Raw genomic sequence first — 17,159 nt, forward strand, 5'->3', positions numbered from 1 at the left:
GGCCACCACCACCGTCCCCACTGCCGGCCAGCCATCAACGTAGCACCCGTGGGCACCGGCACCGCCCCTGCTCACAGAACGAGCGGAATCTCCACGGCCAGATCGAAGCGGCCCGCACCATCGTCCGCGGCGGTGAGGCGCCCGCTGAGGGCACCGACTCGTGCGCGGAGGTTGTCAAGGCCGGTGCCGGCCGCCTCGGAGGGACGGGCACCGTCATTGGTGATGCGCAGCCGGACGGCTTCGTCCGTGGCGGACAGCCGGATGGCGCACCACTTGGCCGCCGCGTGGCGAAGGACGTTGGTGATGCCTTCGCGCAGCACAGTGGCCAGCACCTCGTCGATCGGAGGAGGGATCGGCACAACGGGCAGATCGGTGCGAACCTCGACGCCGGCGGCGGCCAGAGCGTCACGGGCCGTGGCGAGCTCATGGAGAAAGGACAGATGACCGCGCACATCCTCAGTTACCGACAGAACCTCGTCACGGGACTCGGCAATGATCCGCAGGAGCTGCTCCAGTTCGTGCCGGGCCCTGGCGTCGTCGCGGTCGATGAGTCGCACAACCAGGTCGCACTTGAGTGCGACGGCCGACAGGCCCAGGCCCAGAAGGTCGTGGGTGTCCCTGGCGACGCGTGCCCGCTCCCGCACCACGGCGTTGCCGGCCAGTTCCCGGTGAGCGGTCTCCACCCTGAGCGCCAGGTCGGTCAGTCGCGAGAGTCCGTATACCACCAGGCCGTACGCCGCTGTTCCTGTCGCGGCATACACCGCGTCGTAGAGTCCGTACGTGCTGTAGGCCACCATCGTCGTCCCGGCCATGAGCGAGATGGCCCCGAATGCCGCCCACGCCCAGCGGCCCGGAACCAGCAGCATCGCCGAACCCGCCGCGAATCCCGCCATGCCGAGCAGGTTCACCTCGTCGAAGACCCAGACCGACGCGACGCTCAGCAGCGTCTGAGCCGTGAAAGTCCAGACCCAGCCCTGGGGGCGGACACCATCGCGGCGATCACGGGTGTGCCGGAGCTGCAGCGCCCCCACCGTGACGATGACGGTGCACGCGCCGACCTTGGCGGCTACATCCGCCGCCGTTTCCAGTACGTTGACCAGCGTCTGGGCCGAGAAAGCGCACAGCACCACCACCAGCACCATCCGGGCCACCTGCGGCGCCACGGTGCCGCCCTGAATGCCGTGCTGAATGCCGTCGGCGGTGTCGCCTTCCCGTCCGGCCTTCGGCGGGCCGTGGGCGCGGTCGTCACGGGCCACCGTCACCCGGACCTGGTCGAGCGCCTGACGCGTAATGCCGGCCGCCTCGATGAGACGGTCACGCGCCTGGCCCGGACTGTCGGTGATCAACGCCAAGGCGGCTTTGCCATGTGCGGTAACGGCTTGGAGCCGGTCCCCGATCGCCTCACGCAGGAGCGCGGCCCCCCGAAGGCGTTGCCGGGCAACGGCCATGGCGACCAGCTCGGCCTGGGTTGTATGCATATCGTGGACCAGGTCGGCCAACCGGACCAGGCCGAACAACGCCAAAGCCATGTTCGCCGGGCCCGTCAGCGCCCAGATGGTCAACGACCACGAGCCGTCGGCCCGCAGGATCCCTTCGAGCAGAAGGACGGCGCCGAACAGGACCCAGGAGGCCGGCGCTCCCACCGTGAGCAGCAGCAGACCGCCCAGCAGTCCCGCCAGCCCCACGAACCAGTCCTGGCCGAACACGACGAACGGCACATACGTCAGGACAGCCTGGACGACGAGCAGCGGATCACGGCAACGGGCCCACAGCGCCCGGCCAGGCGGGACCGCGTACGACAACGGCAGCACGAACAGCGTCATGACCGCCACCACGCCGACCGGCCCAGCCCCGTACGCCGCCACGGCCGACCTGGCGGGTAGCACCAGGCACAGGAAGGCCGGGGCGAACAGCCAGGCGACCGTCGGCGTCAGCTCGCCCTGCCGCGACACATCGCCCATCACGTGCCTCCAGACCACGCCCGAGCGTTCTTCGCGGTGACGGCACGGCATGCCACGCCCTTCGGACGAAGGGGATCAGACATCCGCACGACCTTTCAAATCAGTACATTTTCTACGATGAGAAGTGGCCGCCTCAGGGCAGCAACCGGACATTTGGCGGGCATTGCGGAGCGGTTGAACTCATGGTGGCCCAGCGACAAGAGTGGTGTTCCGGCAGTTGGTGGCGGTGCGAATCTCCTCGGCCACGGTCAGCCCGCACCGATGGCGAGCGGCATGGACGGGTCTTTCCCTCGTACGCTCGAAGCACGGAAATCTGCTCAGATGACGCGTAGGGGAAACAATGCGTCAATTACTGAGGGTGATCCTCGCACTGTGCGCTGCTCCTCGCCGGCAGTGCGGCCGCGCAGGCGGCGACCCACGACGATCCGAGCTACACGCTTCCCGGGACGTCCGTGCTGGCGGAGGTCACGGCGGATGGCCGGGTCGCGGTCACTGAGAAGCACGCTTTCACCTGGCAGCGGCCGGGACACGTCGCTTACGTCGACATCCCCCTGACCTCGGAGATGCGTGTCGAGGACATTCTGGTCAGCGAGGGTGACGTCGCCTACCATCACAGTCCTGACACCGTCGGCGGCGCGGACCGTCCGGCCGGCACGTACCGGACAGCCTGCTGCGACGCCGACCAGCAGCGCGTGAGCTGGTACTTTTCCGCCGCCCCCGGCTCCACCCGCACCTGGCATGAAATGTCCCGCCAACGGCCTGTTGCTGCCCTGGAAATTGCTCCACCCGACGGCCAACAATCCGAGGGACGCCTGTCACGTCAATCTGGAGGCCCGAACCTGTGCCCGTACTTCCTGAGCTCATCCCCATGCTGGCCCGCATCGAGGAGAACCGCGCGCGCACGGCGGACGCGTCGGTGCCGGTGGCCCAGCGGCGAGCCATGATCCATCGAGGGATGGATCAACGCGCCGCCACCGTATCCCTACCGGCGCCCGCAGTGACGCAACGGGATCACCTGGTCCAGGTGGAGGGTGGCGAGATCACGGTTCGCAGCTACACGCCGGCCGGGATGGGGCCGCTGCCCTGTCACGTCTACATTCACGGGGGCGGTTGGTGGCTGGGTGAACTCGCCCACCGCGACGCCGTCTGTGGCCGTCTCGCGGCCGACGCCAACTGCGTGGTGTTCTCCGTCGCTCACCGACTGGCCCCTGAGCACTGCTTTCCCGTGCCGGTCCTCGACTGCTACGCGGCGCTGCTGTGGGTGGCCGAGCACGCCGCCCGGCTCGGCGCCGACGCGTCACGGCTGTCGATCGGTGGCGACTCCTCGGGCGCAAACCTGGCCGCCGCGGTCGCGCTCATGGCCCGCGACCTGAGCGGGCCGCGGCTCATCGTCCAGGTCCTGGAGATCCCGACGCTCGACCTGACGATGAGCCGGGTGACCAACGCCGCTGAGGCGCTCGTGCTGACGCCGGACGAACTAGCCGCCAACATCGACAGGTACTGCGGCCCCGAGGACCGCCGCCACCCGTACGCCTCGCCACTCCTCGCCAGCGACCTGGCAGGCCTGCCACCAGCGTTGATCATGGTGGCCGAGTACGACATTCTCCGCGACGAAGGCGAAGCCTACGGCCAGGCACTGAGACGGGACGAAGTCCCGGCCGAAGTGATCTGCTGGCCGGGGCATGTCCATGGATCGCACGAGATGACCGCGGTGCTGGCCTCGGCCCGCGAGTGGCAGGCACGCGTTGCGAGCTTCCTGAGAAAGATGTCTTCGAACTCCTGAACCAGCTCGGTCATGAGCCCGCGAGGCCATGATCTGGCCGGCGAACGGCCTTACTCGTTTACCGGCTGTGCCGGCGCATGCCGTGATCCACAGGCGTCCGGCGAGCCGGTGGCGCCGGACCGTTCCCGCACAGGGGAGCGACCCGGGAGACGAGAAGGCGGCAGGCTCCGCAGCTTGTGCCGGACTTCACCGGCGTCGGGATGCACGGTGGCTTCGCCGAGCCGGTCGCCCAGCCTGCGATAGAGCCTGATGGCGAGCAGGAGTAGCTCACAGGCCTCCTCGTGGTCGCCCAGTCTGGCGGTGGCCCTGGCGAGCATGTGCAGGGCACGAGCCTGTGCGGCGATGTCGCCTGTGCGGCGGGCCGCCTCCAGCGCCAAACGCTCGATGATCGCCCAGTCCTGCCAGTGCCCGCTGCGGTGGAAATAGTCGGTGAGGACGCCCGTGATCTGACTCACCAGGCTGTCGTGCCCGTTGTCAATGGCCTGGGTGACGAGAGTGAGCAGCGTCTTGTGCTCGTCGCGGAACCAGTTCATCGCCTCCTCGTACCCGGCGATGGGCTGGGGATCAACTCCCTCGGGAAGCGGATCGACCTGGACCGCACTCTGCGGATGGCTGGTCAGGTGACGCGATGCTGCCAGGCCGGTATGGACATAATGGCTGACTACGCGGTTCTCCAGATCCGTGCGCCCCGAGGACAGCTCCTGGCTCGCCACCAGTTCGGCGGCGTATGCCCGTACGAGGTCGTGCTGCAGATACCGACCAGGAGCGGGCTCGAAGACCAAATGCGCGCCGCGCAGCTCGCCCAGGAGTCGGCGCGTCCTGCGGATCGGCAGTCCTGCCAGGCTGGCGGCCGCCGGCACGCCGATGTCCTGTGCCGGATGCACGCTGAGGAGCCGGAACAGGCGTGCAGCCTCAACACTCAGGGTCCGGTATGACCAGGAGAACACGGTGCGGACGTCGGCGAAGCCGTCATCTCCTGACAGCGCGTCCAGGCGGTCGTTCGTGGCTCGCAGCTCCGCGGCTAGCGCTTCGAGATTGAAGCTCTCATGGATTGCCGCACGGGCCGCCACCATGGCCAGCGCGAGCGGCAGCCCGGAACACAACACGGCGATCTCGTCGAGTGCGCGTGGATCCGCGTCGACACGCGCGGCTCCGAGCCGTTGCGACAGCAGCAGCCGGGCGTCGGTATCGGGCAGCGGGTCGAGGACCACCGGCGTGGCGCCTGCCGCGACCAGGCCGGACAACTGGTTACGACTGGTCACGATGATGAGGCAGCCGCCGGCGCCCGGGAGCAGATGCCGCACCTGTGCGGCTTCGCGCGCGTTGTCGAGCAGGATCAGGAGCCGCTTGCCGTGCAGTGTGCTGCGCAGCAGCGCCGACTGGGCGTCCGGATCGGCGGGAATGCGTTGCGAGGTAACGCCGCACGCGTGCAGAAAGCCCCGGATCACCGTCGATGGATCGAGCGGGTCCTCGCTCACGTCGAACCCGCGCAGGTCCACATACAACTGGCCGTCAGGAAAGCGGCCCATCACACGGTGCGCCCAGTGCACGGCCAGCGCTGTCTTCCCGACACCTGCGCATCCGACGACGACCACCAGCTGGGGGGCGAGCTGCCGGGCCCATCCGTCCTCCGCGAGCGTGGCGTCCAACGCCGACAACTCCTTGTCCCGGCCGATGAAGTACGCGGTGCCGAGAGGAAGCTGCCGGGGTACGGTGATCGAGCTCGGCGACGGCTCCCGACTCGGCGCCGCCTCGGCGCCTTCGCTCGCGGTCCGCGCCAAGGCGATCAGTTGCGCCTCCTCCATCTCATCCAGCTTCAGCGCCTTGGCCAGCAGGGACAAGGAAGCCGTACGCGGCCGGTGTTGTGCGTGCATTTCCAGCCGACGGATGGTGCGGACATTCAGTCCGGACCGCTGCGCCAGTTGCTCCTGCGTCAGCAAGGCCCGCGTTCGCCAGGTGCGGATCAGCGTGCCCACCTCTGGCGCCTCCTCCAGCGAAGCCGCCTGCGTGCCGTGGGCTTGCGGCGCCGTGGACACTCCAGCCTCTCTCGCTTTCGGCCGGCCTTTGGGCGCGCGGATCCCAGCGGGCGGGTCATCACTCCGCGAGGCAGGCAGAGGGGAGCGCTCCTGGAGCGCGTACTGCTGGGTGAGGAAGTTCTGGTGGAGCTCGCGCAGTTCGGCGCTGGGGTCGATGCCGGCCTCCTCCTTCAGCAGGCGGGACACGGTACGGTACGCCTCAAGAGCATCGGCCTGCCGCCCGGTCCGATAAAGGACGGTCATGAGCTGGGCCCAGAACCGCTCGCGCAGCGGGTGCTCGGTGGTGAGGGCGCGCAATTCCGGCACGAGCGCGGCGCTCCCGCCCAACTGGACGTCGATGTCCACGCGGCGTTCGATGGCCTGCAACCGCTGCTCGGTGAGAGGGGGGACGTCGATCTGGTCGAGCACGTCCGACTCGACATCGGCGCACACCGGCCCGCTCCACAGGGCGAGGGCGTCATGGAGGAGACGCCCTTCCAACGCGGGAGTCGCCGCACCGGCGGCCGTGCGAATCAGCTGCTGGAACTCGAGCAGGTCGAGCTGGCCGGGCTCCAGGCGGGCGAGATAGCCGTGCCGCTCGGTGAAGATCACGTCGGTGAGGTCCAGGAATTGGCGCAGGCGCACAACGTTGGTCTGCAGGACCCGGCGGGGGTGGCGCGGCAGGTCATGGCCCCACAGCCGTTCGGCGAGCTGGTCGAACGAGACGACCTGGTTGGGCCGCAGCAGGAGTGCCGCCAGCAGAGTCCGGATCTTGCCGCCCGGGATGGGCACCTTCACCCCATCACGGACCACTGCCAAAGGGCCGAGCACCGAGAATCGTATGGGGATCACGACACCTTTCTTTCTACGCCTTCTGGCGCGCTCGTCCGGGCACGCTCTCGCCGGCCTTGTCGAAAGCGCGCTGGGCTGTGGTGTTGACCGGCACGTCGACGACCGCGATCCGCGTCTGGGCAAGCAGCCGTCAGGCGACGACCCGCTGGGCAACGGTGGCATCGCGGAGCCGATCCACGCCCGCTGGCGATGATGTCCCGCCCTGATCGCCCGCTCCCCTTTGATACGTTGAGGCGATCTCCGGTATGTACGATGGCACCAAAGGGCTCTTTGCTGCCATCGTTGCCGGTGATGAGATTGTTCCGCATGAATGGGCAGGGGACACTGCGGACGGCGCCGAATGTCGCAGATGTCCGCTGAATGTCCTCGTGCTGCCACCCGGAGCAATCGCTAATTCCTGGCGGCGCGCCAGTGTGCTGACGTAGAGCGCGAGGGTGACGTAGCCGCGGTCGTGCAGGGCAGCGGGTCGGCGGCGCGGGAGCGGTTGCGGCCCTGCCGCACCTCCTCGAACCGGAGAACGGCGGCATCGTGACCGACGGCCCGGGCCTGGTGCAGTCCTGCGCGGGGCGATCTTCGTCCGTCGGCCAGCGACGCGAAAATTGCTGGCCACACCGGAAATGCCCGGCAGATGTCCTGTTGAATACCTATCCGGCAACCCTCTGCGCTGCGACCATTTCGTCTGAACACTCCCAGCACGAGAGGAAGGCACATCTTGCGTGTCAGAAAGATTGCCATGCTCATCTCAGCCGTCGCCATGTTAGTCGGCGGCCTGTCCGGTACGGCGAACGCGCAGCCGTCGGACCCCCAGATCGAAGCGGTCCCGGCCACCACAGACGACGTACCGGCGCCACCGCCTCCACCGGTCACCAACGACGGGGTGCAGCTCCAGGGCTCGTGGATCGGGCCCTACACGTACCGGAACCTCAACAGCGGCAGGTGCCTGGACATCCGGGGTGCCTCCAAGGACAGCGGCGCGCAGGCGGTGCAGTACAGGTGTATCGCTGGCAGGACCTCGCAAATGTGGTACCTCTGGCACACCGAGGGCGACGGCTCCATCGACTTCCACCTGATCGCTAACGGCAACAGCGGGAAGTGCCTGGAGCCCATTCCGAGCGCGACGCGGGGAGCGCCGCTCCTGCAGTACAACTGCTACCTCGGCCTGGACAACCAGGTCTGGTACAACACCAGTACCTACCCCAACGTGCAGGTGAACGACGCCTCCCACTACTGCATGGAGGTCCAGGGAGGTTCGCTGGCCGACCTCACCAAGATCGTTCAGTGGGACTGCCACCGCCGGGCCCATCAGACCTGGCTCCGCTACAACGCCTGACCCTTCGTCCGAGCAGTGAACTTGCGCGCCCGCTCACACGTGGATCGGCAATATCCGCGTGACGGCGTCCGGCGAACGAGCCGCGGTGGTGTAGGGGCCGCGCACGTTCACCAACAAGGCCGAGCTGGCCGACCGCGGCGGGTTCACCGCGATCGCGGACCTCGACGGCGGTCCGGTACGCAAGCTGAAGGTGCGGACCAGCCTGGCCTACTTCAACCCCGGCTGAGGCGTTCGACGTTGACGGCGATGGCGGTGAGCATGTGTTGCAGGTGGCCTTGGCTTGCCTGCGGAAGCGGTAGCGGTAGCGGTAGCGGCGCATTGCGCAGCTGTGGTTCGTGTAGTTCTCGCGGAGGAAAGCCCACGTTGCGCGCACCGTCGCGGGAGGTGGTGCACTTGGTTCGGACCGGGCAGGTTGGCACTGGCCCTTGGTGAAGCGGGCCACGATCAACGGGGCGGCGGTCAGCGAGGATGCCGGACAAGGGCCCGTGCCGGCCCTTGCTGACCTGGCCCTGTGGGTGGCTTCCTGGCGGTCGAAGTCGATGCGAATGTCGTCGCGGGCGAAACCCTCACCCTGGCGGTTCTGGTGGGTGGGGGTGCCCGGAAGCGGTCCGACCACGGTGATCTGGTGTCCGCGTTCTGCCTGTTCGAGGTGGACCAGGGAGGTGCGGCCACCGTCGACTAATTAGTCGGGCAGAGCGGGCTTGGCGTTGCTCCAACCCTTCAAGTGCCGCGTTCCTCATCGGGTAAGCAGTTTCTCGCTGATTCGTCGTTCTGAGCAGAGACATCGTGCATGGTAGGAGGGGTTATGCCATGCCGAAGTTGTTACGCGCCAGGCCACCGCGAGACGATCGGGAAGAGCACCAAATTCGCCTGCTGGCCGGGGCCCGGCATGCCCCGTTGCCATCCAGCCACGGTGCGGCGCCGTCTTCGCCGATTCTCCGCCGAGGGGATCCACGGCTTGGCCGGCCTGCCGGGGCCGGGCCGCAAACCGGGGTGAACTGCGGGCCGCCGGGGAGAGCGGGCCGGCGGTGTGGACACTGGACACGCTCACCGCCGCGGCCCGCACCGCGGGGATCGACGTGCACCGCTCCCAGAACCGCCGGATCCTGCTGAAGGAAGGGATGAGATGGCGCCGTACCTGATCCTGGACCACCAGCAAGGATCCCGAGTTCGCCGCGAACAATGATGATCGTCGGCCTGAACACAGATCTGCCCGTCGATGCGCGGTTCTTCAAGCGTTCCGGTACGGGCCGCCGGACCGCGATGGCGCGCCGTGTCTCGCCATCCTCCACCCCCATGGACCTAACACCATCAAACACTCCTACGTCGACGGTTCGGTGTCGGGACATGCCTCGGATTGGACCCCGGGTACGGGCCATGGTCGCCCATCTCAGTGGTGTCAGGCCGACCCCGGGCACACCCGCAGCCGGTCTGCTGCGCGAGATCGACTCGGTAGCCCTCGAAGGGCTTTTCGGGCGTTCGCGATCGCCCAGGTCGGCTGGGCGCGCAGCGAGGCCTTTTTCGACCCCACCGGCTGTCATCAGCCTCACCTCGCCGACTGGGTGTGCCGGGCCCGCCCAGCGGGCGCTTGCCTGGACCTGGCGCGGCGCATTCCCAGTCCATCTCGCCGGCGGCGAGGTCGTCCGGCAGAGTGGAGCGATCAAAGCGTCAGTGGCTGATCTCCGGCTCAGGGCGCGGGCGCGATCTCGCCTCCGATGCCCGTCTCATTACCGTCGGCGTCGTGGAAGACCCACTTGCAGACGTTCCCATGCTGTTCCAGGTCCACCGGCCGCAGCCCGCGCTCCGCGATCCGGTCCACCTCGGACGCCGGGTCGTCCACCCAGATCATGCCCACTCCGCCTCCGACGCGAGCGGCGTCCTCGATGACGTACACGTACCGGTCCTCGGCCAGCTGCCACACCGCTTCGATGTCGTTGGGATAGAACGCCGGCTCTTTACCAAGGAGCTTGGCGTACCACTCCACGGCGCTCTTGCAGTCGCGGACAGGAATGCCCGCGAAGATCCCTACTGTCATTGTCCGTCTTCCTCTCTGCCGGGACCGGGGAGGTCCGGGCCTTCCAAGGGATGGACTCGGCGCGTCCGCAAAAGTCATCGCGGCCCGCGCCATGCGTGTAGCCTTCTACGCCGCCGAGCCGGTTGCAGCCTGTCGCGAGCACCTGCGGGCGGGCTGCGGCTGACCGGTGAGGGCTTGACGCAGGCCAAGCTTGCCTACCTGGCCGCCGGATCGACGCCGACGGCGAAGAGCACGTGGGTCGAATCGGACCGCTGCCGGCCGCTAGCCGAAGCAGCCCGGCAGTCTCCGCGCGCTCCAGGATCGTGTCGAGCGGGCTGCGCCGAGCGATCCTGCGATCTCGGAACTTGCTGAGCGGCCGGGGGCAGCAAGAGCCTGCCTGGATACACAAATACTCCCAGGTCGCATAGGGTGGTCGAGTTTTCGGCATCGACACGCATCGGACCTCGTTTGGCGGCGCAGGACGGCAAGCTGATGGCGCAGGCCGTAACCAGCCAGCATCATCGAGCGACGAGTCTGGCCAAGGTGGCTACGCCGAGGGAACAAGGCGTCTTGGCTCTGCAACGTGTCGCAGACCATGAGCACGCTCAACGAGCGAGTTGTCCTGCCGCGTCCTGGCTACGCGCGTCCCTGAGCGCTTCTCCTGTGAGTGCAGAGTGTGAGGCAGGGGTGACGGTGGGCTCGTTGCTGGAGGAGCTGGCGCGGCGCGAGGCCATGGCGCGGCAGCGGATTGAGGAGACGATCGTGGAGCAGGGCCGTGAGCTGCAACGCCAGCCACTGCAGAGATACGGAGCCGCGAGGCGTCGCGCATGTCTCGTCGACAGGTCGTGCAGTCTGTCCGAGACCGTCGTGCAAGCCTGGCTGAGGAGTCGTGGGGGCCTGTCCGAGAAGGAGTTGCTCCGAACGGAGAGGAGCGAGGCGGGCGCCCGGTGGCCAGCGGCCCGCCTCGCTCCGGCTCTACCCGGCCATCGTCAGCCCTCGGTCGGGCGGAGCGGGCGGGCGGTTTTGCGCGCGGAGGCCCGGTCGGCCCGCGCGGGTGCGAGGTCCTGCGACAGGGCGCTCGTCAGGACTGCGTGCGCCGCCCCGTGCGTCAGCTCAAGGATCACCGTGTTGCTGACGTTGGTGATCGTGTCGCACGCCTTGTGGTAGCACGGGTCGTACGGCTTGCCCGCGACACCGCCGAAGAGTGCTACTTCGGCCGCGGTCTTGATGCCTTCCGAGCCGCTGAACAGGCCGCCCGTCGGGATGCCCGCGTCGAAGAAGGGCACGTAGTCGGAGCGGAAGTCGAAGACGGTCGGTGCCAGCGGGAGGTCGCGCCCCTCGAAGTAGGAGGTGAAGATACGCTCCAGCTCGCCCGACCCCTTCGGGCCGGGCACGCCGAAGTCGGAGCCGTCCCCGTCGTAGACGAACCGGGCGAAGTTCGGCGAGCCGATCATGTCGAAGTTCAGGTTGGCGGCGACCGCGCCGAGCTGGGCGTCGGTCAGGTTGTCCACGTAGTGCTGCGAGCCCAGGCTGCCGAACTCCTCGGCGCCCCAGAACGTGAAGCGCACCTTCTGCCGCGGCGTGATCTTCAGGGCCGCCATCTGCCGGGCGATCTCGACGAGCGCCGCGACGCCGGAACCGTTGTCGTTGACGCCGGGCCCGCCGGTGACCGAGTCCAGGTGCGCGCCGACGACGAGCACGTTGCCGGGGTCGCCGCCCGGCGAGTCGGCGATGATGTTGGACGTCACCGCGTCGGGCCGGATCTCGGTCCGGGTGACTACGCGCAGCTCGGTGGGCCCGGCCTGCGCCGCGGCGTGCAGCGCGGCCCCGTCGGCGTAGCTGAGCAGCACCACCGGCACGTGTGCCGGGGTGAACAGGCTGCCCGGCACGAGCGCCTGGCGGCCGGCCTGGCCCTCGTTGAAGACGACCACCGCGTCGTAGCCGGCCGCCTCGGCGTTGGCGACCTTCACGGCGTAGGAGCAGGTGCCCCGCTGGATCAGAGCGATCCGCGGCTCGGCGCCGACCGGCGCGAAGTCCCCGGGCTCGCAGCCCGAGGTCGAGGAGTTCGGCTGGGCGCCGGGCGGCACCTGTACGTCATTGGTGGGCACGACCTGGCCGGTGACGTCCCCGCTGCCGGAGAAATCCATGGCCAGCGTCTGGTAGGTGACCTGGTTCGGCGACGTCTGCGCCAGCGTGGCGGGCGCGAGCTCGCGGTAGAACGGGAAGGTGAAGGCCTGCTCGGTCACCTGGTAACCGGCGTCCGTCAGGGCCTTCTTGACGTAGTCCGCCGACGCGTCGTAGCCCGGCGTGCCGGAGGCCCGGGTGTTGCCGTTGGCGCTCGCGATCCGCTGCAGGGCGCGCGCGTGCCGGGTGACCCCGTCGAGGGTGATGGCGCTGCGGAGCGCGCCGGTGTCGACATCCGCGGGGGCACCGGCGGGGGCGGCGGCCGAGGCCGGTGGGGGAGCAGAGCTGATGGCCACCGCGGCCGCCAGCATCGGCGTCAGAAAAGCCGCCACAAACCTGGAGAATCGGGGCAACTGTCCCTCCTGAGGGATCATCGGTGTTTCTCAAAATGAGAGGACGCGGCGGTAGCGGCCTCACGTGGCCACGGACACGAGGATCGTGCCGCGGGGCGCGGCGCCGTCGCCGTACCCGACGACGCTCAGGTACCGGGTGCGCGCCCGAGTCCGGACCAGGCGTCCGTCAGCTCCATCTGCCTGCCGGGCGTCACCGCGACGGAGGCCGGGGTCACGGTCAGGTTGCCCGCGGACGCGGGTGCGGCCACGAAGGCGTTCAGCCCCACGTCCTGCTCGGACACCCCTTCGGCCGTGGCATACCGCACGACGTACACCTCGTAGCGGTCGGCCGTGGTGGCCGTGAACGCCTCCTCGGCGGTGAGCCCCAGGCTGCGTCCGGCTAGGGCGCCGTCGCGGTAGACGTACAGGTTGAGGTCGGTGCCGGCCGGGACGTCGGGGGCGTAGGTGGCAAATAGGCCGTGTACTGCCTGGACCCGAGGTCCAGCCTGCCGCCCGGCGCGGGCCGGGTGGCGTCGATACCGCCCACCCCGCCGGCGTACGTAGCGAGCGGGGCGGCGTCGAACTGCACCAGGTAGAGGGCGGCCGGTGCCGCCGCTGATCGAGCCGACGCAGCGTGCGCGGGAACGCCGCCCGCCGGCGCGCCCGCGGTGAGTGCCACGGCGATCGCCGCCGGCAGCGGACGAGTGCGTCCTCCGTGATGTGGGCGCGACCCGTCGTGCCCGCGTCCTGACCCACCTGGTAACGACAAGATGGACAACCTCCATGACCGGGAGTGAAGGATCTTGGACGAACGCCGGAAACCTAGCAAGTGCCGGCTTCAGTCCCGCTTCACTCCGCGCAGGCCGCGTCCCCCGATACGACGGCTGGCCGGTCACGCCCCGGCTGGTGGCACTGCCCCGGACCGCCGGGCGGTCACTGCACGCACTTGTCCGCCTCGTTCCAGAAGCGCTTGTTCGACGGGGTCAGGCCCTTGATGTCGTCGGACTTGATCGCGCCGTTGATGTAGCGTCGCAGGTCCTTCTTGTCGCCGTACTTCATGGCGAGGTCCGCCATGCAGGTGACGTACGTGTCGGGTAGCCCCTGCAGCTCCGGGTCCTTGCGCATCTTGCGCAGGAGAGCGGTCTTGCTGATGCCTCCGTCAGAGGGCGGCGTCGGCCGTGCGCTGGTCGCCTTCTTCCGCGGCCGTGGCGTGTCCGACGCGGTGGGGCCAGGGGAGGCGGCGGCCTGCCCGTCGCCGGCCCCGGCGGAGCCGCCGCACGCGGCGAGGCCGCCCCACAGGAAAGCGGCTGTGAGCCCGGTGGCAAGAAGGCTAGCGCGGTTCGAAGCGCACATGATGTGAGTCCTTCCGTGGATGTCGTGCCTTCGCGGCGGCCCCGTCCGTGCCGGGCCGCTTGGGGTGGGTGCTGGACGAACCACTCAACGCGCCGCTCGCAGTGCCCTGGCGTACCGGTTGATGGGCGGTAGGAAGAACAGCACGTACACGGCGAAACTGAGCGGGACGGCGCAGAACGCCGCTATCCAGGTCCCGGTGGGCAGGACCTTGTTGACGGCCAGACCGGTGTTCTCCGCCAGGAGCACCACAACCGGCACCATGGCCACGAACGTGGCGACCAGGACGAGCGCCCGCGCCCACGTGGCGGCGTGACGGGCGAGCCAGGTCAGCAGGACGATGGTCACGCCCGCGATCAGTACGGAAACGGCCTTGGTGGCGATGATCTCGTAACGGTCGTCGACCGCCGCGGCGACCTCCGGGTCGGCGGCGAGCGAGGCGAGCTGGTTGCTCGTCATGTCGCCGATGCTCGCGCCCGCGATGTAGGCCACCAGGCTGTCCTTCGCGCTGACCAGCCCGTTGATGCCGCTGTAGACGTAGAGGCAGCCGATCAGCGCGCTCCAGCCGGTCGCGATGGACAGCAGCACCGGTTTACGGGCCGCTGGAACCGCGTATTGTCCCGGCTCGCGTTGCGGCGTGGCGGATAGGTTACGGTGCCGCCCTGAATTCATGTCTGACTCCTGTGGTGATGAAGAACAGTGCGTCACGTTCGGCGCAAAGGCGGGATTCTGCTGCGCGTATCTGCGGCGATGCCGCGGGGTGCGAGGCCGACACGCGTGCGGGATTTCGTCTTTTCGGCCGGCGCCGGTATCGCGGTGTGGATCCGTCAGCACGGCCCGCCGAGCGCAGCAAGAATGTTTCGCACCGCGTCAAAAGGTCGCAGCGGCCTATAGCCTAAGGATGCGGTGCGTCATACCGGCTTCACCTTTCACCATCGGCGCCGGATCGCTGCGCCGCACGCTATTCGTGAATAGGCCCGGCGGAATACGAGACCGGGTGCATGACCGGAAATCCGGCCGGGTTCGGCGGAATGCGCCGTGATCTCGGCGTTATCCGCGCGCCGGCGCCGGCGCCCGGTGTGCGCCACGGCGCGTGCGGATCACGGTGTCCGGCGTTCAGTGTGCGCCACGACATGGTCCGGCCACGATGTCCTCGCAATGTCCTGCGGCGGCCTGGCCCGCTCTGCCGCCTTCTTGGCGACTCCGGGGACATGACACCAGCGAACCCACCCGGCCCGCCGTCCTCGCGGCCGGACCTGCGAGTCGCCCTTCTGGGGCCATCCGAGGTCTGGCGTGACGACCTGCCGGTCAGCCTGGGCTCGTACCGTGGAGCGATGGGTCGACCTGGGCATCGCCCCCTCTCCCGGGTTGCGGGGTATCCACGCCGTTCTGCTGGTGGAGGAGTCCCTGCAGGTGCTCGCGGTCCACCCCGGCCGGACATCGCCCGCGCCGCCGTGGCGGGTGTGACGGCCTCGCCTCACCCGTCGGAGGCCGCCCGGCTGCTGGATCCTGCGTCCGCAGGCCGTGCATCTCGCCTGCGCTGTCTGCGCGGACCGGTCCGGCTGCGGGCGGCGGCTCAGCGGCTGGGCCGGAGCATGAGGGGCCTGATCACGTAGTCGATCAGCGACTGGATGCGGTCGGAGGACTGCAATCCCAGGTGGAGGAGCATCCGGTAGTAGATGGGCCCGTACAGCAGCTCGGTGACCAGTCGCAGGTCCGCGTCCTCGCGCAGTTCGCCCCGCTCCTGTGCCTGGCGGAGCCGCCCGATGACCACGTCCACTCTCGGCCGGATCAGCTGGCCGACCAGCGCTTCCATGAGCGTGGCGTCATGTTGCGCCTCGGCGATGAGCCCGGTGTAGGCCGAACCGATCTGCGGGCTGGTCAGGACCTCGATCACACCGGTCATCTGGACGCGGAGGTCGGCGGTGATGTCGCCGGTGTCGGGGAAGGGTGTCCCGGCCTGGGCGTTGGTCACGATCGCCTCCAGGACGACGGCGCCCTTCGACGGCCACCAGCGGTAGATCGTCTTCTTGCTGGCCCCCGCCCTGGCCGCGATGGCCTCCACCGTCACGTTCCCGTATCCGTGCTCGGCGCACAGCTCCAGCGCCGCCGTAAGGATCGCCACCCGGCTCCGCTCGCTGCGTCGCTGGGTATCGGGTGGTTTCGGCATGAGCGCAGTCTAGCAGAAACGACACGTGTCGTATTGACAAGGGGTGTCCCTGTGCGCACCATGGAGAAACGACACGAGTCGTTTCCCAAGCGTTCGGAGGCTAGTTATGCACGACACCGCTCTGCCCACCGCGACGGCCACGCCGTCAGGGGCACCCGGCCGATGGCTACTGGCGGGCATCAGCTTCGCCGGGATGTTCATCGGCGGCCTGATCCTGTCCATGGTGCTGGGCAGCCGGACCTTCCCCTCCCCTTACGATACGCAGGCGGCGATCACCGGTTACTTCGCCGCCAGCGGCAGCGCGGTGCTCGGGCTCGGGCTGCTGCACACGCTGGCGGCGATCCCGCTGACGATCTTCACGACGGCGCTGGCCAGGGCTCTGCCCGATGCCCTGCACCGGATGGTGGTCCAGCACGCGGGCGTGATTGCGGCGGTGTTCCTGCTGATCTCCGCCATGTGCGACATCGCGCTCGTCTCCGGCGGCGGCCTCACGGGCGAGGCGCTGCGCGCGCTACACCTGCTCACGTTCCTGTCCGGCGGCAGCATCCACGTGCTTTTTCTTGGGATCCTCGTCGGCGCAGGCACCATCGGCCTGGCCGGGGCCGCGCCCCGAGCGCTCACGCTGCTGGGAGCGATCTCGGGCGTGGTGTCGCTGGCATCCGTCGCCTCTCTGATCGCCACTCCCGTCGCCTTTCTGCTGCCGCTGGGCCGCTTCACGGCGCTGGCGTGGATCATCGCGGCCGCCATATGGCTGGCGCGGCGCCGCTCGACCTGAGCCGCCCGGTGTTGCGGCCCGCACAGGCGGCGCGGCCCGGGGCGCGTGCCGTCCCGGGCCATGCCGATGCCGGCGGGGCTGCGCGGCGGTTGGTTCATCCGCCCGACGGGTGGAGGTTCAGTCGGGTGGGAGTGAGGTGAGCGCGTCGCCGAAGGCGTTGATGGTGAATTCGATGTCGGTGGCGGTATGGGTGGTGGAGAGGAACCAGAGTCCGCGTGGCGCGATGTTCACTCCGCGGTCCAGGAGTGCTGCGTGCGGGCGCTCATCATGGCGCGGTCGGTTGCGCCAAGTGGCGGTAGTTTCTGATGGCGGCGGCTTTGGTGAGGTAGGTGTGGAAGAGGGGGCCGGATCCTTCGACCAGTTACGGGTTCGCATACTCCGGCGGCGATGCGG

Annotated in this window: 14 protein-coding genes; 6 read left to right on the plus strand and 8 right to left on the minus strand. The window is 68.8% G+C overall.

The window, feature by feature from the left end; translation table 11 throughout:
- Positions 1–71: 71 nt before the first annotated feature.
- Positions 72–1,961, minus strand: coding sequence for a sensor histidine kinase (locus tag OIE67_RS03050; RefSeq protein ID WP_326645194.1), 1,890 nt, complete (start codon positions 1,959–1,961; stop codon positions 72–74).
- 868 nt (positions 1,962–2,829) lie between these two features.
- On the opposite strand from OIE67_RS03050, the gene OIE67_RS03055 reads away from it, so the two are divergent.
- The gene (locus OIE67_RS03055; protein WP_326636423.1) at positions 2,830–3,744 is read left to right on the plus strand and encodes an alpha/beta hydrolase; all 915 of its coding nucleotides are present in this window, start codon (positions 2,830–2,832) and stop codon (positions 3,742–3,744) included.
- Positions 3,745–3,794: 50 nt separating this feature from the next.
- On the opposite strand, the gene OIE67_RS03060 is transcribed toward OIE67_RS03055, so the two are convergent.
- A complete protein-coding gene (locus tag OIE67_RS03060) occupies positions 3,795–6,611 on the minus strand; it encodes an AfsR/SARP family transcriptional regulator (protein WP_326636425.1) in 2,817 nt (938 codons plus the stop codon).
- Between OIE67_RS03060 and OIE67_RS03065 the strand changes: the two genes are divergently transcribed.
- The 3 genes from OIE67_RS03065 (at position 6,601) to OIE67_RS03075 (ending at position 8,623) form a co-directional block, all read left to right on the plus strand.
- A complete protein-coding gene (locus OIE67_RS03065) occupies positions 6,601–6,804 on the plus strand; it encodes a hypothetical protein (protein ID WP_319709458.1) in 204 nt (67 codons plus the stop codon). The two genes, OIE67_RS03060 and OIE67_RS03065, sit on opposite strands and share 11 nt — an antisense overlap.
- Positions 6,805–7,344: 540 nt before the next feature.
- Positions 7,345–7,941 (plus strand): RICIN domain-containing protein, encoded by a 597-nt coding sequence (locus tag OIE67_RS03070; RefSeq protein ID WP_326636427.1) that lies wholly within the window; start codon positions 7,345–7,347, stop codon positions 7,939–7,941.
- 511 nt (positions 7,942–8,452) lie between these two features.
- Entirely contained in the window at positions 8,453–8,623 is a 171-nt protein-coding gene (locus OIE67_RS03075; RefSeq protein ID WP_326636429.1) for a hypothetical protein, read from the plus strand.
- A 1,005-nt stretch (positions 8,624–9,628) separates the two neighbouring features.
- On the opposite strand, the gene OIE67_RS03080 is transcribed toward OIE67_RS03075, so the two are convergent.
- From OIE67_RS03080 to OIE67_RS03100, 5 genes are all read right to left on the minus strand, one after another.
- Entirely contained in the window at positions 9,629–9,976 is a 348-nt protein-coding gene (locus tag OIE67_RS03080; protein ID WP_326636431.1) for a VOC family protein, read from the minus strand.
- Between the two features lie 968 nt (positions 9,977–10,944).
- A complete protein-coding gene (locus OIE67_RS03085) occupies positions 10,945–12,471 on the minus strand; it encodes a M20/M25/M40 family metallo-hydrolase (RefSeq protein WP_326636433.1) in 1,527 nt (508 codons plus the stop codon).
- A 146-nt stretch (positions 12,472–12,617) separates the two neighbouring features.
- Positions 12,618–12,797 carry a hypothetical protein gene (locus OIE67_RS03090; protein ID WP_326636435.1) on the minus strand — a complete coding sequence of 60 codons (180 nt, stop codon included), beginning with the start codon at positions 12,795–12,797 and terminating at the stop codon, positions 12,618–12,620.
- A gap of 607 nt (positions 12,798–13,404) precedes the next feature.
- Positions 13,405–13,596, minus strand: a complete 192-nt coding sequence (locus OIE67_RS03095) for a hypothetical protein (protein ID WP_326636436.1) — start codon at positions 13,594–13,596, stop codon at positions 13,405–13,407.
- Between the two features lie 312 nt (positions 13,597–13,908).
- Positions 13,909–14,409 carry a hypothetical protein gene (locus tag OIE67_RS03100; protein ID WP_326636438.1) on the minus strand — a complete coding sequence of 167 codons (501 nt, stop codon included), beginning with the start codon at positions 14,407–14,409 and terminating at the stop codon, positions 13,909–13,911.
- 738 nt (positions 14,410–15,147) lie between these two features.
- Between OIE67_RS03100 and OIE67_RS03105 the strand changes: the two genes are divergently transcribed.
- Positions 15,148–15,288, plus strand: coding sequence for a hypothetical protein (locus tag OIE67_RS03105; RefSeq protein WP_326636440.1), 141 nt, complete (start codon positions 15,148–15,150; stop codon positions 15,286–15,288).
- 109 nt (positions 15,289–15,397) lie between these two features.
- Here the strand turns inward: OIE67_RS03105 and OIE67_RS03110 are convergent, their stop codons facing one another.
- The gene (locus OIE67_RS03110; protein WP_326636442.1) at positions 15,398–15,991 is read right to left on the minus strand and encodes a TetR/AcrR family transcriptional regulator; all 594 of its coding nucleotides are present in this window, start codon (positions 15,989–15,991) and stop codon (positions 15,398–15,400) included.
- A 193-nt stretch (positions 15,992–16,184) separates the two neighbouring features.
- Here OIE67_RS03110 and OIE67_RS03115 point away from each other — a divergent pair, with 193 nt between their 5' ends.
- The gene (locus OIE67_RS03115) at positions 16,185–16,766 is read left to right on the plus strand and encodes a hypothetical protein (protein ID WP_326636444.1); all 582 of its coding nucleotides are present in this window, start codon (positions 16,185–16,187) and stop codon (positions 16,764–16,766) included.
- The last annotated feature ends 393 nt before the right edge of the window (positions 16,767–17,159 follow it).

Source organism: Nonomuraea fuscirosea, from assembly GCF_035917475.1.
Taxonomy (GTDB): domain Bacteria; phylum Actinomycetota; class Actinomycetes; order Streptosporangiales; family Streptosporangiaceae; genus Nonomuraea; species Nonomuraea fuscirosea.